The sequence below is a fragment of the Bacteroides sp. CACC 737 genome (genome assembly GCF_013874375.1).
GTDB lineage: Bacteria > Bacteroidota > Bacteroidia > Bacteroidales > Bacteroidaceae > Bacteroides > Bacteroides uniformis.
The window spans coordinates 1677034-1696178 of record NZ_CP059408.1 but is presented as its reverse complement, the minus strand read 5'-3'; the positions used below and the strand labels follow the sequence as shown (position 1 = coordinate 1696178).

At 47.8% G+C, this 19145-nt stretch carries 16 protein-coding genes; 4 read left to right on the top strand and 12 right to left on the bottom strand.

The window, feature by feature from the left end; genetic code table 11:
* Nucleotides 1-44: 44 nt before the first annotated feature.
* The 9 genes from H1A11_RS07355 to H1A11_RS07315 all read right to left on the bottom strand — a co-directional run bounded on the left by H1A11_RS07355 (nt 45) and on the right by H1A11_RS07315 (nt 11480).
* Nucleotides 45-3158, bottom strand: a complete 3114-nt coding sequence (locus H1A11_RS07355) for an efflux RND transporter permease subunit (RefSeq protein ID WP_117599723.1) — start codon at nt 3156-3158, stop codon at nt 45-47.
* Nucleotides 3159-3183: 25 nt separating this feature from the next.
* Nucleotides 3184-4287 carry an efflux RND transporter periplasmic adaptor subunit gene (locus tag H1A11_RS07350; protein ID WP_117599722.1) on the bottom strand — a complete coding sequence of 368 codons (1104 nt, stop codon included), beginning with the start codon at nt 4285-4287 and terminating at the stop codon, nt 3184-3186.
* Between the two features lie 25 nt (nt 4288-4312).
* A complete protein-coding gene (locus H1A11_RS07345) occupies nt 4313-5746 on the bottom strand; it encodes an efflux transporter outer membrane subunit (protein ID WP_117599721.1) in 1434 nt (477 codons plus the stop codon).
* Between the two features lie 94 nt (nt 5747-5840).
* Nucleotides 5841-6623, bottom strand: a complete 783-nt coding sequence (locus H1A11_RS07340) for a porin family protein (protein WP_117599720.1) — start codon at nt 6621-6623, stop codon at nt 5841-5843.
* A 25-nt stretch (nt 6624-6648) separates the two neighbouring features.
* Nucleotides 6649-7827, bottom strand: coding sequence for a PCMD domain-containing protein (locus tag H1A11_RS07335; protein WP_117599719.1), 1179 nt, complete (start codon nt 7825-7827; stop codon nt 6649-6651).
* Between the two features lie 145 nt (nt 7828-7972).
* Complete coding sequence (locus H1A11_RS07330) at nt 7973-8812, bottom strand: zinc ribbon domain-containing protein (protein WP_025836049.1); 840 nt, start codon at nt 8810-8812, stop codon at nt 7973-7975.
* Nucleotides 8813-8817: 5 nt separating this feature from the next.
* Entirely contained in the window at nt 8818-9912 is a 1095-nt protein-coding gene (locus H1A11_RS07325; RefSeq protein ID WP_117599718.1) for a Nif3-like dinuclear metal center hexameric protein, read from the bottom strand.
* A 123-nt stretch (nt 9913-10035) separates the two neighbouring features.
* Nucleotides 10036-10845 carry an ABC transporter permease gene (locus H1A11_RS07320; protein ID WP_117599751.1) on the bottom strand — a complete coding sequence of 270 codons (810 nt, stop codon included), beginning with the start codon at nt 10843-10845 and terminating at the stop codon, nt 10036-10038.
* Between the two features lie 11 nt (nt 10846-10856).
* Complete coding sequence (locus H1A11_RS07315; RefSeq protein WP_117599717.1) at nt 10857-11480, bottom strand: ATP-binding cassette domain-containing protein; 624 nt, start codon at nt 11478-11480, stop codon at nt 10857-10859.
* Nucleotides 11481-11572: 92 nt separating this feature from the next.
* Between H1A11_RS07315 and H1A11_RS07310 the strand changes: the two genes are divergently transcribed.
* The 3 genes from H1A11_RS07310 (at nt 11573) to H1A11_RS07300 (ending at nt 14289) form a co-directional block, all read left to right on the top strand.
* Nucleotides 11573-12109: a ferredoxin domain-containing protein gene (locus H1A11_RS07310; protein ID WP_117599716.1), complete on the top strand. Its 537-nt coding sequence runs from the start codon at nt 11573-11575 to the stop codon at nt 12107-12109.
* Nucleotides 12110-12247: 138 nt separating this feature from the next.
* Nucleotides 12248-13363 carry an agmatine deiminase family protein gene (locus tag H1A11_RS07305; RefSeq protein ID WP_181757961.1) on the top strand — a complete coding sequence of 372 codons (1116 nt, stop codon included), beginning with the start codon at nt 12248-12250 and terminating at the stop codon, nt 13361-13363.
* Nucleotides 13364-13401: 38 nt separating this feature from the next.
* Entirely contained in the window at nt 13402-14289 is an 888-nt protein-coding gene (locus H1A11_RS07300; protein ID WP_117599714.1) for a carbon-nitrogen hydrolase, read from the top strand.
* 26 nt (nt 14290-14315) lie between these two features.
* On the opposite strand, the gene H1A11_RS07295 is transcribed toward H1A11_RS07300, so the two are convergent.
* The 3 genes from H1A11_RS07295 to H1A11_RS07285 form a co-directional block, all read right to left on the bottom strand.
* The gene (locus H1A11_RS07295; protein WP_005827823.1) at nt 14316-14696 is read right to left on the bottom strand and encodes a GtrA family protein; all 381 of its coding nucleotides are present in this window, start codon (nt 14694-14696) and stop codon (nt 14316-14318) included.
* 21 nt (nt 14697-14717) lie between these two features.
* Nucleotides 14718-16475, bottom strand: a complete 1758-nt coding sequence (gene aspS, locus H1A11_RS07290; RefSeq protein WP_117599713.1) for an aspartate--tRNA ligase — start codon at nt 16473-16475, stop codon at nt 14718-14720.
* 132 nt (nt 16476-16607) lie between these two features.
* Nucleotides 16608-17651 carry a diacylglycerol kinase family protein gene (locus H1A11_RS07285; RefSeq protein ID WP_117599712.1) on the bottom strand — a complete coding sequence of 348 codons (1044 nt, stop codon included), beginning with the start codon at nt 17649-17651 and terminating at the stop codon, nt 16608-16610.
* 208 nt (nt 17652-17859) lie between these two features.
* On the opposite strand from H1A11_RS07285, the gene H1A11_RS07280 reads away from it, so the two are divergent.
* Entirely contained in the window at nt 17860-19047 is a 1188-nt protein-coding gene (locus tag H1A11_RS07280; protein ID WP_022402410.1) for an aminotransferase class I/II-fold pyridoxal phosphate-dependent enzyme, read from the top strand.
* Nucleotides 19048-19145: the final 98 nt, after the last annotated feature.

Genomic DNA, 19145 nt, shown 5'->3' with positions numbered 1-19145 from the left:
TGATAGCTTATAACCCATAATCCATAACTTGTAGCTCATCCTCCCTATTGTTTCTTACTGAACTTCTCCTGCAACTTCTGCATCAATTCGTAGAAATTCGGGATATAGACTGTGGCGAGCAATGTGTTCAGCGCCATACCAAATACTACGGCAGCTCCCAGTGCTACACGGCTTCCCGCCCCTGCTCCGGTTGCAAAAAGCAGCGGCATAACCCCGAATACAAATGCAAGCGATGTCATCAGAATAGGCCGCAGACGGATATGCCCTGCCTGAAATGCCGCATCACGGATTGAATTGCCTTGTGCACGGAAGTCACGTGCAAACTCCACAATCAGAATACCGTTTTTGGCAGACAAGGCAACCAGTAGGATGATACCGATTTGTGTGTAGATGCTGACCGGAGTTCCCATGACATAGCATCCCAGCATGGCACCGAGCAGCGCCACCGGAAGTCCCATTACGGCAGCTACCGGACTGGTCCAGCTTTCGTATTGTGCGGCAAGCACAAGGAAGGCAACCAACAGTGCCATGACGAATACGACGGTTGTAGTGGTTCCCGCCTGTGTCTCCTGATAGGCCACCGAAGTCCATTCATATCCGAACTCGTCTCCAAGATGCTCCTTGATTAGACTTTCCATTTGCCGGATACCCTCTCCCGAACTGCTGCCCGGAGCCACATTGCAAGTCACGGCTGCTGTGGAGTACATGTTGTAGCGGTTTATCTGGTCCATGCCAAGCTGTTCTTCCACTCGGGTGAAGGAGGAGAAAGGTACCATTTCGCCCGATGCATTGGGAACGCTCAGTTTCAGGACATCGTCGATGACACGCTGGGCATGGTCACCTGCTCCCAGCTTCACTTGGTAGATGTGGCCGAACTGCACATAATCATTGACGTAGGCCTCTCCCATATAGTAGCCCAGGGCAGTGAATACGCTGTTCAGCGGAATGCCCATCAGTTGCACCTTGTCGCGGTCGATATTCAGGAAATATTGCGGGACATTGGCTTGGTACTGGCTGCTGACCGATGCCAATGCCGGATAATTGTGGTAGTGCTCCATCAAGGTCTCTACGGCACGTTGCATCTCGGTGGCACCGAGGTTGTGGCGGTCTTCCAATTGGAGTTGCAGGCCTCCGGTGGCTCCCAGCCCGGGGATGGCAGGCGGAACCATGGCAAATATCTCTGCTTCCTGGATGCCATACACTTCCATATTGAAGCGTTGCACTACGGCTTCAGCCGTATGTTCCTTTCCCTTGCGTTCATTCCAGTTCTGCAGTACGATGAAGTAGGTGGCCGCATTGCTCTGTTCCCCTCCTCCCATCACGGAGAAGCCGGATATGCCGATGTAGTCCTTTACTTCGGGGTAAGAATCGAGAATCTTATTTATTTGTTTCCCTACGGCTTGGGTACGCTCCAGACTCGATGCAGGGGGAAGTTGTACGACTGCGAGGAAATAGCCGTCATCTTCTTCCGGAACAAACGTGGACGGCCATTTGACAAACAGCAGGACGGCAATCAGTGTGAACACCGCATACGAAACGATGGAAGCGCCGGGACGCCGGAGCAGATACTCCACTATCCGGTCGTAGACTCCTTGTGTCTTGTCGTACAGACGATTGAATCCTCGATACAAGGGATTCTTGGAAGGCCGGGTAGGTTGCAGCATCAAGGCACAGAGCGCCGGAGTAAGGGTCAGTGAGTTGAATCCGCTTAGTACGGTGCTGGCTGCAATGGTCAGGGCGAACTGTTTGTACAGTTGCCCCGAAATGCCACTGACGAGCGTTGTCGGGATAAATACGGCAAGCAGCACCAGCACTACCCCGACAATAGGTCCGGTAATCTCTCCCATCGCTTCGGTCACAGCCTGGCGGGAGGTGTAGCGCCCCGTGTCCAGCAGACGCGTGGAGTTCTCCACCACCACAATGGCATCATCCACCACGATGGCCACGGCAAGTATCAGTCCGAATAGTGTCAGCGTATTGATGGAGAAGCCGAACAAGGACATGACGGCCAGTGTGCCGATGAGTGATACCGGAATAGTGATGCAGGGAATGACGACCGCCCGCCAGTTCTGCAGGAACAGGAAGATGACGAGAACTACCAGCAGGGTTGTTTCAAGGAACGTCACCATCACTTCGTCTATGGAAGCATGAATGACATCCGTAGTGTCCAGGGTTACATTGTATTGTATGCCTGCAGGGAAATTTTGCGAGAGTTCCTGCATTTTTGCCTTTACTCCTTTGGAAACGTCCAGCGAGTTGCTGCCAGGTTGCTGATAGATAGCGATGGCAGCGGTGGGTTTCCCGTCCAGTTGGGATACTACGCTGTAAGAGGCCGAGCCCAGGTCGATATGCGCCACGTCGCGCAGACGGAGTATCTTCCCTCCGGTTTCGGTACGCAGGATAATGTTGCCGAACTCTTCGGGTGAGGTAAGGCGCCCTTTTACGGTCAGGCTGTATTGATAGGCATTTTTATTGTCTGTGCCGATGGGTTGCCCTACGTTACCTGCGCTGACCTCCACATTCTGTGATTGGATAGCTTGGTATACATCGGCCGGCGAAAGATAGCGGATGCGCATGGCGGCAGGGTCGAGCCAGATACGCATGGAGTAGTCCCCTGCTCCCATCACATTGACGGCGCCTACACCGGGCACGCGTGTTAACTGGTCTACGAGATTCAGCTTGGCATAGTTGCTGAGGTAAAGTCCGTCGTAGTCTTTGCTGTCCGACGTCATCGTGAGGAACATCACGATGTTCGATGACTGTTTCTGTACAGTGACGCCTTGCACCACAACGGGAGTAGGTAGTGACGACTGGGCCACGCTTACCCGGTTCTGGACCTGCACGGTAGCCATATCAATGTCTGTGCCTACGGCAAAAGTAATGGTAAGAGAGTAAGCGCCCGATGAGCTGGAGTTGGAGGACATGTAAAGCATTCCGTCCACTCCGTTGACTTGCTGCTCGATGGGGATGCCGACGGTTTGTGCCACCGTCTGCGCATTGGCTCCGGGATATACGGCACTGACTTGCACGGTGGGTGGTGTGATGTCCGGATATTGGGCAATGGGCAGGATGCCCAGTGTGACCAGTCCTGCTACGACGATGAGCAGCGCCAATACGGTAGCAAAGATAGGACGGTCTATGAAGAATTTTGAAAACATAGGCTTTGGTATTAATCAATTCATATTAGTTGTCAATAGGATGTATTTTCATTCCATCCCTTACCTTCATCAGTGCTTTGGTGACGTAGCGCTCCCGGGGAGTGATGCCTGCCCTTATCTGGCGCAGGCTGTCCCCTATCAGTTGTCCGGTTTCTATATGGCGGTAGCGCACTATATTCGAATCGTTGACTACGTATATGTATTTCCCCAACTGGTCGGTGCCGATGGAGGCATCCGGCAGCAGGATGGCCTGCTGTTGCTCTCCGTAGGGCAAGGTGATGCTGACGTAGAGGCCGCTTTTCAACAGTCCTTTAGGGTTGTCGAGACGGGCGCGGATGTTCAAAGTTCCGGTGTTCAAGTCTACGTTGGGCGAAAGATAGTCCAGCTGTGCGGGATAAGTGAGGAGTCCGTCTTTACCCAGGCTGACACTCACTTGCCGGGGGATACTGTCTCCCTGCTGCATCAGCATGGAGAGCCATTGGTTGTCTGCCACATTGAAGTAGGTGTACAAATGGTCGTCTTTGTAGATGGTTGCCAATGTGACGGGCTGCACGCTGCCGCCTACATAGCCTCCGGCATCCACCAGGTTACGGCTTACGGTGCCGTCGAAGGGAGCACGGACGGTGCAGTAGCTCAGATTGGTGCGTGCTGTGTTCAGGGCTGCTTCCGCATTGCTCACTGCAGCCTGCGAAGTTGCCACGTTGGATTGTGCTTGTAGCACTTGTATACGGCTTACAGCATCGCTTTTCACGGCTTCCTGCATACGTGTGTAGTTGTTTTGGGCGTATTCCAGGTTGGCGCGGGCAGTGTTGAGTTCTGCTTCTGCCTGCCGCACATTGTCTTGATAGACTGTCGGTTCGATGACAAAAAGTACTTGTCCCTGGCGTACCCGGCTGCCGGGAGCGTAAGCGATGGTTTGTAAGGTTCCGCTGACCCTGCCTACCAGGTCTACGGTCTTTTCAGAAGTCAGGTAGCCCGGATATTCTTTCGTCAGCGTAATGTTCTGCACTGTCGGACGGGCCACGCTTATCTCGGGAACGGGCATCGTTTGTGCCGTTTCTTTCTTTCCCCCGCATCCCGTTGCCAGCAATGGGAGGATGAGCAGGGTGATGTACATTTGATTTTTCATATACGGTTCGGTTTAGTTTATATTCTTATTTCTGATTCATTTCATATCCGCCTCCCAATGCCTGGTATAAGGCTATCAGATGCAGCAAGGAGCTGCCTTGTGCCTGCACCAGTTGATTTTCGTATGTCAGGAGTGAGCGTAGTGCGTCCAGTACGTTCTGGAAGGGAGTAAGCCCTTGTTTGTACAAATCGAGGGAGAGTTTCAGAGTTTCTTCTCCCTGGTTGCATACTTCGCGCATGGCAACAATCTGTTGGATGGAGTTGCGGTAGGAGTTCATGGCATTATCCGTTTCCTGCACGGCGGTAAGCACTGTCTGGTTGAACTGGTGAATGGATTCATCGAGCTGGGCACGTGCCAGACGGGTGGCGTTCACCAGTTTGGTACCGCTGAATAAGGTCCAGCTGATGCTTGGAGCAATTTCAAATGTCATACTGTTCCGTTTAGTCAAGTCCTTCAAGTCATGGGAGGAATAGCCGATGGAACCTTTCAGGAACACTTGCGGCAGCCAGTCTCTTTGGGATGCGCCAAGCATTGCCGCTTGTGCGTTGACTTGGCGTTCGGCTTGCCGTATATCGGGGCGGCGAAGCAGCAGGTCGGCAGGAATGCCGATGCCTATAGGTTCCATGTAGTCGGGCAGTTTACCCGGTTTTTCCAGTATGGGGCGGATATGTTGGGGATAAGTACCGAGTAAGATTGCGAGCGTTGTGATGTATTGGTTGATGCCTGCCTCCAGTTGCGGGATGGAGGCTTTGGTACTGTAAAACACGGATTTGGCTTGCGAGACATCCAGCTTGGATACCAGTCCGGTTTTGTAGCGTACTTCGGTGATGTTGAGTACGGCTGCCTGGGTATGGCAATTGTGGGTCACTACACTTAGTTCTTGCTGCAGTTCGCGGAGTCCGATGTAGGCGGAAGCTATCTGGGCACAGAGGGATACCATGACGGAGGTGTATTCCTCCTTGCTTGCCATGAAGGTTTCCCGCTGCGCCTTTACCCGTTGGCGGATACTTCCGAATACGTCCAGCTCCCAACTGGCGTTGAGCGAGGCGCTGTATGCACCGGTAATGGATTGCGGAAGTGCGTTGACATTGCCGCTGCTTTGCTGCCGCGCCCATCCTCCGTCCAATGAGATGGAAGGGAAAAAGCCGCCGCGTTCTATCCGCAGGTTGGCTTTGGCCATATCCATACGGTCCATGGCAGAAAGTACGGAATAGTTTTGAGTGGAGGCTACCGTAATCAGTGAATCCAGCATCGGGTCATCGAATGCTTTCCACCACTTGTCGTCAATGGGTGGTATCTGTTCGCTGAACAGATTGTCATCTCCGGGAATGGCATGGGAGACGTCCCTTCCCCAGCCTTGTGGGAGTGGCTTCTCAAGATAGCGGTTGGCTTTCTGTGCTATAGCCGCAGGACATAGGCATAATATGAGCAACGCAGTGCTCCAAGCTTTTATATTCATAAATAAAGGTTTAGGTGGTTATCTTTTTATGGGATTGATAACAACCTAAACCTTTATTTGTTTATGAGTATCTTATCAGGTGTACTGAGTGTTATCAGAAAGCATACCCGAATCCTACATTCAAGTAGATGGGATACATGGCAAAGGTAATGGTATTGAAATCTTTCTTGAAAATATCATTCAATCCCCATGTAAGGTCGGCAAATACACTCAGATGTTTGAAGGCACGCCAGTCTACACCAGCTTGCACGCCCCAGGCAAACTTGCGCAAGTCATCCGAAAAGTCGTAAGTGGCAATGGCACCGTCGGAGAAGTTCACTCTCTTACCGGTAGGATTACCTTCACGCAGATAGCCTTCGTATACGTATCCGGAGAATTCCTCATCCATCAAGTATGACACATATACACCTGCTTTGGCACGCAATCGTGAGTTGATTTTATATGCTCCAAGCACGGGGACGGTAATGTAGGCATTGCGTACTTTGGTTTTCACTCCTCCCGTCCAATTGCCTTTCAAGCGGTTACCGTCATTTCCTATGATTTCCATGCCATAGTTCTTTACTGTCGCTTTGGTAATCATATTTTTGGTTTCCAGTCTTACACCGGTTATTACCCCCCATTTCTTTGTTTTTCCCAACCACTTGATGGTATTTCCTTCCAGCATAAGGGCTAAGGTAGGATTGTAAGCATCAATGCTCCGTATTTCTACGGGCAATGGAAGCGGAGAAGTACCACCGATGCTGACACCGGCCCTTATCTCATATTCCCATCCGTGAAGAGCAGCGTTTATAAGTGTACGGTTCTGATTCTCCTGCGCGTATAAGGCAGTTTGCATGCAACCTACCAATGCGATGAATGCTACTATTTTCTTTATCATGTTGTAGTCCGATTCTATATGTTTTTTATTCGTAAGTCAGTTCTACTTCGTCCACTAAGAGCGTACTTCCGGGAGCACCTTCAAAAGTTGCACCGTCTTTACTGGAAGCGAAAATGATACTGATTTTATATTCTCCCTTTGCTAATTTGGCATTGTCAATCGTTTTGCCATACCTTTGATAATCAAAAGGTATATCAAAATATTCCCATTTATCAGTTTCGTGCGGATTAGGCATTAAAGCCAAAGCCACCATATTTGAATGTTCGTAATCTTGGTTTGGCAAATTACCATCTAACGTGATTTCAGTGGCGTTTCCTTGCTCATCATAATTTTTTCCTTCATAAAAAATGGCGTAAATGTTCATCATGTCTTTACGATCAGTGTATTTGCCGTTTTCATAAAACCGTTCACCGGTCTTATACTTGTACCAACCTTTCAAGCGGGCAGGTTTGTAGCAGAAAGGAATACCAAAACGTGTAGCTTCCAATGGTTTGGATAACGCATTTGTCATATCGAACTCACCAATAAATAAGTTGCCTGCAGCTATCGGCATTTTTACCAATGCTCCTAGTGAACCGGTGAGCCGAGTCTCTAATTTAACGCACTTTCCTTCTTTACCTTCGGCATATTGCACAGTGGGATAATCTTCAGTCAGTGATTTGCTGGCTGCCCAGTTGAATCCTTCATTTCCACTGGCCCATGTCAGTTCCAATCCATCTTGTTCCTCATAAAATTCCTGATAATAGTATTTTTTTTCATCTACTGATAGAAGACCTTTGATAAGTCTTACATCTTCAAAATGGAATTCGTTTGGGATGTCTGATATTGATTGCTCGCGTACACCAATGGAATATACTCGCTGCCAAGCCTTGTTCTCGGAAGTTACAGTATATTTCACTCTTTTTCCGTTGGAGAAATCATGTTCACTCCCACTTTCCGGACTAATGGTAGCACCCGGTGTCAACTCAAAAAGTGGGGATAGTCTATTCAAAGGAGTCCCTTCTTTTACTTTTACCGATATAGGATATGCTTGTAGATTATCATCATAAGATGGGTTCAAGTTGAAATGTGTACTTGCCAGAATATTATCTTCAAAAGAAATACCTGTTATATCAGCTTCAGCATTCGGTGCTTCATCTTTTATGCACGATGCCATCAATATTCCTAAAAGTGAATAAAGTATGAATAATTTGTTTAGTCTCATGCTTTTTTATTTAATTCTATTAATTTTTTGATGAGCAAAACTACACCTTTTTTCTTTAACTATAGAGCTTTATGAGCTTATTTAACAAAAAAACGGCAATAGAGGTCTTGACTATTGCCGTTTTATATATAAAAATGTTCTATTTTTAATTATCTGAGCCGATATGTACGATTTTTCTTTTGGCTCTTACTGGCTTTTCCTTTACAACTTCCACTTTCTGTTCGGGAGTTATGCCTGCCAATTCGGGGTCAATCATGATACGGCCGCAATATTCGCAAACGATGATTTTCTTGCGTGAGCGGATGTCCAATTGTCTCTGAGGCGGAATCTTGTTGAAGCAACCACCGCAAGCATCACGCTGTACGTATACGATACCCAGTCCATTGCGTGAATTCTTACGGATACGTTTGAAGGACTGAAGCAGACGGGGTTCAATCTTTGTTTCCAGTTCTTTGGCCTTGTCTCTCAGCTTCTCTTCCTCTTGCTTAGTCTCGGAGATGATTTCGTCCAGTTCGCTCTTCTTTACGTCGAGGTCTTTTTGTCTTTCTTCCAGCGCAGCAGTGCTTTCTGCTACTTCCTGAGATTTTTCTTCCTCTTGTGCGGCAAATTCCTTGATACGCTTTTCGCAGAGTTCGATTTCCAATGTCTGGAATTCGATTTCCTTGCTCAAGAAGTCATATTCGCGGTTGTTGCGTACGTTGTCCTGCTGGTCTTTATATTTAGCTACAGAAGCCTTTGCGGTTTCAATTTCAACTTTCTTTCCTGCGATGGAGGATTTCAACTCGGATACTTCTGCCTTGATTCTGTCTATACGGGTACTCAGACCGGCTATTTCGTCTTCCAAGTCTTGTACTTCCAGTGGAAGTTCACCTCTCAACGTCTTGATTTCATCGATTTTGGACAGCATTGTCTGCAATTGGAACAAAGCTTTCAACTTCTGTTCTACGGTTAATTCCTGAGGATCTTTTTTTGCTTCTTTAGCCATTTTACTTACATGTATTTTATGGGGTTTGTATTTACCTTGGTCATCTGGACCTCAAAATGAGGAAACAAATCCCGGATTATTGTATAAAATATTTCTTTCGTATATTGCTCACTTTCATAATGCCCTATTTCAGCCAATAATATATCGGTATCATGTCCGAAATAGTCATGGTATTTTATCTCGCCGGTGATAAAGACATCTGCACGGTTGCGGATGGCAAGCGGCATTAGGAAAGCGCCGGCGCCGCCACATAATGCAACAGTCTGTATTTCCCGTCCGAGGAGTTTGTTATGTCTGAGACACCCTACTTCGAAGGTTTTCTTTATCCGTTTCAGGAATTCAAGTTCTGTCTCCGGTACTTCCAGTTCGCCAATGACACCAGCTCCGGCTTGTACCCATGAGTTTTGCAAGGGATAAATATCATAGGCCGGTTCTTCATACGGGTGTGCCGCAAGCAGTGCCTTGACAGCCTCCGCTTTTTTGTAGGCGGGTATGATTGTCTCAATACGTACTTCACGCTCGGTATGCAGCTCCCCTATCGCTCCACAGTATGGATTGGCGCCTTTTCGGGCTCGGAATGTCCCCTCGCCTTCCAGATTATAACTGCACGAATCATAGTTGCCGATATTGCCGCATCCGGCGTCGAACAAGGCTTTTCTCACGTCTTCCGCTTGGGCGGTCGGTACAAATGCGGTCAGCTTCACCAGCGCATTTTCTTTGGCTTCCAGAATACGGACATTCTTCAAACCGATTTTCTCGGCAATCTTGAAGTTCACTCCTCCCGGCGCATTATCAAGGTTAGTGTGCGCAGCATAAACAACGATGTCATTCTTGATGGCTTTCAAGATACAACGTTCCACATAATCCCTGCCCGTGATGGACTTATACCCTTTGAAAATGAGAGGGTGATGTGATATAACCACATTATATCCCAATGCAATGGCTTCATCCAGTACGGCTTCAGTAACGTCAAGACACAACAAAGCCCCTGTTGCTTCCGCATCTGTCAATCCGATTTGCAGGCCGGCATTATCAAATCCGTCTTGCAATGGCAGAGGCGCGAACCGTTCAAGGGCGCTTACTAATTCCTTAATTTTCATTGTGAACAGAAAATTTGGTTGCAAATATAGTAAAAAGCAGTGGATTAAAAAGAATTCCAGTTTAAAAAAGTCTTGTAGACTGTATATTTATATGCAATTGAACTCTTTGCGGGTATGATGTGGTTATTTTTGCTCCTTTTTTCCCTTCTTCTCCACCATCACCGGCAGTAGCTTGCCGTAGGCGTCGAACGACTTGCAGGAAGCCAGAGAGATTGTAATCATCAGTGACAGCATGGAGGCGGTAAAGGTGATGACCATAATCATCATCTGATATTTGATGGCTACATTCGGGCTGCTGCCACCCAATATCTGGCCAATCATGGTTCCCGGAAAAGCAACCAGCCCCATCACGGATATATTGGCAATCAGCGGACTGAAGGATTTGATGATGGCTTGGCGGATGAAAGGTGCCTGTGCTTCTGCTCTTGTAGCACCATTGCCGAGAAGATATCGGTAAAGCTGTTGTTCTCGTTTCAATCCGCTATAATAGGTATTGAGGGCTATGACGTTACTGGATAGCATGTTGCCCATCAGTATGCCGAAAATAGGGATGAAATACCGGGCGCTGAATACGTTTTCCACTCTCAGTACTATTCCGATAAAGTACAAGCCTACACATACTACACTGCATAAGAAACCTGCGGATATGGGCAGGAACAGAATCTTCCTCTTCAATTGCGTTCGTGCCAATGCCGTCTGCGATGCTACGAATATCATGACAATTACCCATAGAAAGTTTATCCACGGGTTATCCCATAAGAAGAGGTAGTTCAAGTATATGCCGATGAAGAACAACTGGACAATCATGCGTGCCGTACCTATCACAGTAGCGCGCAACAGTCCGGTCTTGAACTTCCATATGTAAAACAACGGTATTAATAATAGCAATAATCCGATGCCCAGGCTGAGGTATGATATATCTATGGTTCCCAATAGTGTGTATGTTATTTCATGATTATATGTCGGTCGCATCCGTCGGCAAATCTTTTGTCATGGGATACGGTCAGTATGGTATTTCCCTTTTCTGTCTGCCTGCGGAAGAAAGAAAGTACTTTTTCCGCGGAACCGGAGTCGAGAGCGGAAGTCGGCTCATCGACAATGGTCAGTGGCTTGCCAATCATTGAGGCTACGGCTATCATCATCCGTTGGCGTTGGCCTCCGGATATTTCGTTTACCCGTTTGTAATATAACTCCCGCTCCAGACCCAAATCCTCGAAACATGCAAATAAGCGGGTTTCAGAAAAAGGCGTGCCCCGGTTTGCCTTTAGACCGAAGGGCAACTGTACCATGTCCTTTACCCACTCCAGCGGCAATGCCAGTTCTTGTGGAATCCATGCAGTCTGCTTACGGACAACGTCGACGTTTCCTTTATCCAGCGGAATGCCGTCTAATACGATACGTCCTTCTTTTAACGGGATAAACCCGAGTATGGCATTCAGCAGTGACGACTTTCCGCATCCCGAAGGGCCGGAGATACTGGCTATCTCTCCCCTTTCCAATTGCAGGTTGAAACCCGAGAAAAGTATATCGTTGCCGTAGGCGATACTGGCATTTTCTATTTGCAGCATGGTGTTCCTTTAATCTTTCTGTATCGCAAAGATAGTGCAAAAAAATATTTGTGCTATCTTTGACGCACTAATTAATTCAGGAAAGAAAGACTATGATACAGAATGAACGGGATTGCCGCCACGAACATGTGCTTGATGTGGCAAGGCAAATGCTGACTGCTGCGCGCACGGCACCGAAAGGAAAAGGTATTGATGTGATTGAAGCTGCGCTGGTTACGGGTGAAGACATTAAGAAGCTGTCTGAAAAGATGGTCGCTATGGTTGAAGAGCATGGTATGAAGTTCTTTCTCCGTGATGCGGACAACATTTTGCAGGCTGAATGTGTAATTATAATAGGTACGCGCGAGCAGGCGCAAGGTTTGAATTGCGGACACTGCGGTTTTCCCACTTGTGCCGGCCGTCCGGAGGGAGTGCCTTGTGCCTTGAATACGGTGGATGTAGGGATAGCCATAGGCTCGGCTTGTGCCATGGCTGCCGATTTGAGGGTGGATACCCGTGTCATGTTTTCTGCCGGACTTGCCGCCCAGCGTTTGGATTGGCTGAAAGGATGCAAGACTGTTTTTGCCATTCCGGTGAGTGCATCCTCCAAGAATCCGTTCTTCGACCGGAAACCGAAGGAAGATAAGTGATAATTGACGAGTAGAGGTTTGTAATCATAGAGTAGAGGTTTAGAAGTCTGAAGTAGAGGTTTGGCAATTCTAAACCTAAGGTTTATTCTCCCTCTCTCTGCTAACTTAAAAAGTAACGAATTAGAAAAGATAAATAATATGGGATATTTTGTAGGACTTCCGTTGGGGGGTGCCGCAGAGAAGGACTGTCAGGTGCGTTTTGGCAAGAATATGATTTTTCAGGTAGAGACACGTGCTCCCCACTTGCCTGCCGAATGGGCTTTGCAAAGCGGCATACAGCTTACATGGCCCCATGCAGATACAGACTGGGCCTATATGTTGGACGAAGTGCAGGAATGTTTTGTAGCCATTGCCCGCGAAATAGCCGCGAGGGAGTCATTGCTGATTGTAACTCCGGAACCGGATGAGGTGAAGAAACAGATTTTCGGCAGGGTGAATATGGAAAATGTCCGTTTCCTGAAGTGCGAAACGAATGATACTTGGGCACGCGACCATGGAGCCATCACCCTATTGGATGCTGACGGTGTATCTCTGCTCGACTTTAAGTTCAACGGATGGGGATTGAAGTTTGCATCCGATAAGGATAATTTGATTACGCGTCGTGCTGTGGAGGCGGAAGTGATGAAAGGAAAGTATGTAAATCGCTTGGGGTTTGTCCTTGAAGGCGGTTCTATCGAAAGTGACGGTATGGGTACGCTGCTTACCACTTCTGAATGCCTGCTTTCTCCTAACCGTAACGGGCAGATGAACCGAGTGGAAATTGAGGAATATCTTCGTTCCGTCTTTCACTTGCAACGTGTCCTTTGGCTGGATCACGGTTATTTGGCAGGTGACGATACAGACAGCCATATAGACACGCTGGCCCGTTTCTGCCCTGCCGACACGATAGCCTATGTGCAATGCAAGGATGCGGATGATGAGCATTACGAAGAACTGCATCGCATGGAGGAGCAACTAAAGACTTTCCGTACGTTAAAGGGGGAACCTTACCGTTTGCTGGCTCTGCCCATGGCCGATAAGATAGAAGAGGAAGGGGAACGGCTTCCTGCCACTTACGCTAATTTCTTGATTCTGAATGATGCAGTGCTTTACCCCACCTATCGCCAGCCGGAGAATGATGCCCGTGCGGGGAAAGTGTTGCAGGAGGCTTTTCCCGGTTATGAAATTATCGGGATAGATTGCTGTGCTTTGATTAAGCAATACGGTTCTTTGCATTGTGTTACCATGCAATATCCAGTAGGGGTGTTGAAGTAATGTTGATTACATAGTAAAACAATAAATTATAGAATAAGATGACAAAGAAAATAAAAGTAGGTATTATCCAGCAGGCCAATACCAAGGACCTCAGGACTAATTTAATGAATTTGGCCAAAAGCATAGAGGCATGTGCGGCGCATGGAGCCCAATTGGTCGTTTTGCAGGAACTGCATAACTCTCTGTATTTCTGTCAGACGGAAAACACGCAGTTGTTCGACTTGGCAGAACCGATTCCCGGTCCTTCTACGGGGTTCTATTCCGAATTGGCTGCTGCCAACGATATTGTACTGGTCACTTCTCTGTTCGAGAAACGCGCTCCCGGATTGTATCATAACACAGCGGTTGTTTTTGAACGTGACGGCAGCATTGCCGGGAAATACCGGAAGATGCATATTCCTGATGATCCCGCCTATTATGAGAAATTCTATTTTACTCCCGGTGATATAGGCTTCGAACCTATTCAGACATCTTTGGGTAAGTTGGGGGTATTGGTATGCTGGGACCAGTGGTATCCGGAAGCAGCACGTCTGATGGCACTGAAGGGAGCTGAAATACTGATATATCCTACGGCTATCGGTTGGGAAAGCAGTGATACGGATGATGAAAAGGCGCGTCAGCTCAATGCTTGGATTATCTCCCAGCGTGGACATGCTGTAGCCAACGGTTTGCCGGTGGTTTCAGTGAACCGCGTGGGACACGAGCCGGACCCTTCCATGCAGACCAATGGTATCTTGTTTTGGGGAAATAGTTTTGTGGCCGGACCGCAAGGTGAATTCTTGGCCCAAGCAGGGAACGAACGACCGGAAAATATTGTTGTAGAGGTGGACTTGGAACGTTCGGAGAATGTACGCCGTTGGTGGCCTTTCCTGCGCGACCGCAGAATTGATGCCTATGCCGGATTGACAAAACGATTTCTTGACTGATAACGACGGGGATTTCTGGGGGAGAACTAACGGAATGTCACCCGTTTGTTCATCAGGAAATTGACACTTCCGTAGATGAATAATCCCAGGAACTGGGCAAGGTACTCGTTGCAGTCCAGTCCTTCTACCAATCCGATGAGGAAAAGGAATTGTGCTCCATAAGCCATTCCGAAAGCTATGGAAAAGAGCAGCACTTGTCGCCAAGTGTTGCTCTTTTTTTCTGTAGGGAATATCCAGTACTTGCACCAGATGAAGTTGTGTATCTGTGCAAGTATATATGCGGTTACATTGGAGAGCATATAGTTGATGTCCAGTTCGTCCATCATTACCCAAACGGTAACAGCCATAATCAAGGCATTCAGCGTGCCGATTACCGCAAAACGAAAAATGCGTGCAGACTCTTTCACTCTCCTACTCTGTACCTGCTTTTACTCTTTCACTTCAACAATCAGATTCAGTTCGTCCAGCTGCTTCTGGTCAATAACTGAAGGTGCATCCAGCATTACATCGCGTCCACTGTTGTTTTTGGGGAATGCAATGCAGTCGCGGATACTGTCGAGACCTGCGAAGATGCTGACCCAACGGTCCAGACCGTATGCCAGACCACCGTGAGGAGGTGCACCGTATTTGAAGGCATTCATCAGGAAGCCGAACTGCTCCTGAGCCTTCTCCGGAGTGAATCCGAGAATCTCGAACATTTTGGCCTGCAACTGTGCATCGTGGATACGGATGGAACCTCCACCCACTTCAATACCGTTGCACACCATATCGTATGCATCTGCACGGACAGCTGCCGGGTCTGTATCCAGCAAAGGAATATCTTCGTCTTTCGGATGAGTGAACGGGTGGTGCATAGCCATCAGGCGGCCTTCTTCATCGCTCCACTCAAACATCGGGAAGTCAACCACCCAAAGGCAGACGAACTTGTTCTTGTCGCGTAATCCCAGTTGGTTACCCATTTCAAGGCGCAACTCGTTCAGTTGCTTGCGGGTCTTCATGGCATCGTCACCGCTCAGAATCAGAATCAGGTCACCCGGCTTGGCGTTGAAAGCAGCCTTCATTTCCTGCAATACTTCCTGCGTATAGAACTTGTCGACACTTGATTTTACGTTACCATCTGCCTCCACACGCGCGTATACCATACCTTTGGCACCGATTTGCGGTCTTTTCACGAATTCGGTCAGTGCATCCAGCTGTTTGCGTGTATAGTGTGCAGCGCCTTCTGCGCAGATACCGCCGATGTAAGCTGCATTGTCGAATACCGGGAATCCGTGTCCCTTCATGATGTCCATCAGTTCCACGAACTTCATGCCGAAACGGAGGTCGGGCTTGTCACTGCCGTAGTACTTCATGGCGTCTGCCCATGGCATGCGCATGAACGGCTCGTTCATTTCTACGCCACGGATTTCCTTGAACAGATATTTAGCCATGCCTTCGAAGAGGTTGATGACGTCATCCTGCTCCACAAAAGACATTTCGCAGTCAATCTGTGTGAATTCCGGCTGGCGGTCGGCACGCAGGTCTTCGTCACGGAAGCATTTGGCTATCTGGAAGTAACGGTCGAAACCGGAAACCATCAACAACTGTTTCAGTGTCTGCGGGCTTTGAGGCAAGGCATAGAATTGTCCCGGGTTCATGCGTGAAGGAACGACGAAATCGCGTGCACCTTCGGGTGTGGAGCCTACCAGAATCGGAGTTTCCACTTCGATGAATCCCTGGCTGTCCAGGTATTTGCGTACTTCAATTGTCATTTTATGACGAAGCTCCAGATTGCTGCGTACGTTGGCACGGCGCAGGTCCAGATAACGGTACTTCATGCGGATATCGTCGCCACCGTCCGTATTTTCCTCGATGGTGAAGGGAGGGGTCAGCGATGAGTTCAGAACATCCAGTTCCGATACGATGATTTCAATATCTCCCGTCGGGATATGTTGGTTTTTGCTGAAACGTTCGTTGACGGTACCTTTAACCTGGATTACGAATTCACGGCCCAAGCGGTTGGCACGCTCGCAAAGTTCGGCATTCACCTCTTCGTTGAACACTAATTGGGTAATTCCGTAACGGTCGCGGAGGTCAATGAAAGTCATGCCTCCCATCTTACGGCTGCGCTGTACCCAACCTGCCAGCGTCACTTGCTTGTTAACATCGGAGATACGGAGTTCTCCGCAGGTGTGTGATCTATACATCTTTTTATTTACTGTTTGACGATTTTACTTATTTACTATTTTGAACATGCAAAAATACATAAAACATATTATATGGCACATCAAAAGGGGAAAGTTATTTTCAGAAACTCCTTATACAGCCTTTTTACAACATCACATTTTCGTCAGTTTCTTGAATTGCCTTTTGCCTTTATCCAGTATCATTTTGTTTTTATGGGCGATGTCTTCCACAAAAGCATCATTAATCTGTTTCAGTCCGTTGATGTAGTCTTGTGCTCGCTGCAAGACGTTCGAAGTGTCTTTTTCCGCATCCCGGGGGACAATGACCTGCAGTCCTTTCTTCATAATCTTTACATCTACATTCTCTCCCATCATCATCGGGTCGCCGTCAAAGTGGACTACTCCCGGTTTAGAACGGTGAATGCGGAGTGCTTGGCAGCGGAACGTCTTAATCCGGCTGTTCTGGTCGATGGTCTTGTTGAAGAGCTGGAAAGAGAGGGACGGTACATCGAGTACGGTGAACGGTTCAAGTATGGTGACGTCCAGCAGTCCGTCGTTCAATGTGGCTTGTGGGGCAATATACGCATTGTTCCCATACTGCGATGCGTTTCCGCAGGCTATCAGGAACGCTTTGTATCGCAGGGTACTGCCGTCCATTTCCAGTTCATAGGTTTCCGGACGGTACTTTAGGCTTTCGAGCAGGGTCTTTTCCAGATAAGTGAGCGGCCCTCTCCTTCCCGCCTTGGAGAATTGCAGGCTTACAAATGCGTCGAATCCCACGCCGCAGGTACAGAAGAAGGGCACATCGTTGATTTTTCCGTAGTCAATGATGTCTATCAGTCCGTCATTGATGATGTCGATGGCCTTTTTCGGCTCCATCGGAATCTGCAGGTGGCGGGCAAGTCCGTTGCCGGAACCGCAGGGAATGATGCCCAAAGCGGTTTTTGTATGTACCAGTGAGCGGGCTATCTCATTGATGGTACCGTCTCCTCCTATAGCGATGACGGCATGTGCGTTTTCTTGTGCTTTCTGTGCCGCTATCTCTACGGCATGGCCTGCCCGTTCGGTATAAATCACTTCTTGTGCATACCTTTCCTTATCCAGCTTTTCATCGAGCCATTTCAGTATCTGCTCCTTACTTTGAGTGCCGGATATGGGGTTTATGATAAATGCTATTTTCTTCTTGTTTTCGTTCATGCAAAGGTTGTTGCTATGCAGGTTTTCCAACTGGCAAAAGTAATATAAATATCTGAAAAATTAACCACATAATTCTTTTTAAAATAAGTATAAGTAGTTTTTTTAATGTAAATAGAACATATACCGACATATTTTGCTATCTTTGCCCCCTGTTTTTTTAAGACTTGCATTTAATAGAATTAAATATTCATTATATAAAAGATATTTCATGGGTTTACTACAAGACAAATTTGCGAAATACGACCTGCCGCAACAGTTCATGGCAAAAGGCGTATATCCTTATTTCCGCACAATTAACAGCCATCAGGATACAGAGGTAATGATGGATGGTAAAAAGGTTCTGATGTTCGGCTCTAATGCATATATGGGACTGACATATGACAAGCGTATCATTGATGCCTCGATAGCTGCCACAGAAAAATATGGCACCGGTTGTGCAGGTTCCCGCTTTCTGAACGGAACACTCGATATACATGTTGAACTAGAGAAGGAATTGGCTGAATTCGTAGGAAAAGATGAAGCACTCTGTTTTTCTACCGGATTTACTGTAAACGAAGGTATTATTCCTGCCGTTGTAGGCCGTGGGGATTATATTATTTGTGATGACCGTGACCACGCTTCCATTGTAGATGGCCGTCGTCTTGCATTTGCCACTCAGTTGAAGTACAAGCATAACGATATGGAGGCTTTGGAAAAAGAACTCCAGAAATGCGAACCGGATGCTGTGAAGCTGATTGTTGTGGATGGAGTATTTTCCATGGAAGGTGACTTGGCCAATCTGCCTGAGATTGTCCGCCTGAAGAAGAAATACAATGCCAGCATTTACGTGGACGAAGCTCACGGCTTGGGAGTATTCGGAAAACAAGGCCGTGGCGTTTGCGATCATTTCGGTGTTACCGAAGATGTAGACCTGATTATGGGTACATTCAGCAAGTCGTTGGCTTCTATCGGCGGTTTTGTGGCCGGAGACAAGGCGGTAATCAATTGGCTGCGCCACAATGCCCGTTCCTATATATTCCAGGCAAGTAGCACACCTGCTGCTACGGCTGCAGCTCGCGAGGCGCTTCACATCATCAAGTCCGAACCTGAACGCATCCAACGTCTGTGGGACATCACTAACTATGCCTTGAAGAAGTTCCGCGATGCAGGCTTCGAAATCGGTGAGACAGAATCTCCTATCATTCCTCTCTATGTGCGTGATACAGAGAAGACATTTATAGTAACGAAGCTGGCTTTTGACGAAGGTATCTTCATCAACCCGGTTATTCCGCCCGCGTGTGCCCCACAAGATACGCTGGTGCGCGTAGCGTTGATGGCTACCCACACCGTAGAACAAGTGGATTACGCTGTAGAGAAGTTGACCAAATGCTTCAAGGCACTGGATATTATCAAGTAAACTGATTCAAACAGATATTAGGAAAGCCGTTTAATAATGATTAGGCGGCTTTTTGTTTAATACGAAACGGAATAGGGCTAAGATTAAATCGTAAAGTA

Excerpts from the sequence above, each read along its gene's own strand:
- H1A11_RS07305 (WP_181757961.1), top strand. The coding sequence starts at position 12,248 with ATGGGATATTTTGTAGGACTTCCGTTGGGGGGTGCCGCAGAGAAGGAC.
- H1A11_RS07325 (WP_117599718.1), bottom strand. The coding sequence starts at position 9,912 with ATGAAAATTAAGGAATTAGTAAGCGCCCTTGAACGGTTCGCGCCTCTG.
- H1A11_RS07335 (WP_117599719.1), bottom strand. The coding sequence starts at position 7,827 with ATGAGACTAAACAAATTATTCATACTTTATTCACTTTTAGGAATATTG.
- H1A11_RS07330 (WP_025836049.1), bottom strand. The coding sequence starts at position 8,812 with ATGGCTAAAGAAGCAAAAAAAGATCCTCAGGAATTAACCGTAGAACAG.
- H1A11_RS07340 (WP_117599720.1), bottom strand. The coding sequence starts at position 6,623 with ATGATAAAGAAAATAGTAGCATTCATCGCATTGGTAGGTTGCATGCAA.
- H1A11_RS07280 (WP_022402410.1), top strand. The coding sequence starts at position 17,860 with ATGGGTTTACTACAAGACAAATTTGCGAAATACGACCTGCCGCAACAG.
- aspS (WP_117599713.1), bottom strand. The coding sequence starts at position 16,475 with ATGTATAGATCACACACCTGCGGAGAACTCCGTATCTCCGATGTTAAC.
- H1A11_RS07345 (WP_117599721.1), bottom strand. The coding sequence starts at position 5,746 with ATGAATATAAAAGCTTGGAGCACTGCGTTGCTCATATTATGCCTATGT.
- H1A11_RS07355 (WP_117599723.1), bottom strand. The coding sequence starts at position 3,158 with ATGTTTTCAAAATTCTTCATAGACCGTCCTATCTTTGCTACCGTATTG.
- H1A11_RS07350 (WP_117599722.1), bottom strand. The coding sequence starts at position 4,287 with ATGAAAAATCAAATGTACATCACCCTGCTCATCCTCCCATTGCTGGCA.
- H1A11_RS07310 (WP_117599716.1), top strand. The coding sequence starts at position 11,573 with ATGATACAGAATGAACGGGATTGCCGCCACGAACATGTGCTTGATGTG.
- H1A11_RS07285 (WP_117599712.1), bottom strand. The coding sequence starts at position 17,651 with ATGAACGAAAACAAGAAGAAAATAGCATTTATCATAAACCCCATATCC.
- H1A11_RS07300 (WP_117599714.1), top strand. The coding sequence starts at position 13,402 with ATGACAAAGAAAATAAAAGTAGGTATTATCCAGCAGGCCAATACCAAG.
- H1A11_RS07315 (WP_117599717.1), bottom strand. The coding sequence starts at position 11,480 with ATGCTGCAAATAGAAAATGCCAGTATCGCCTACGGCAACGATATACTT.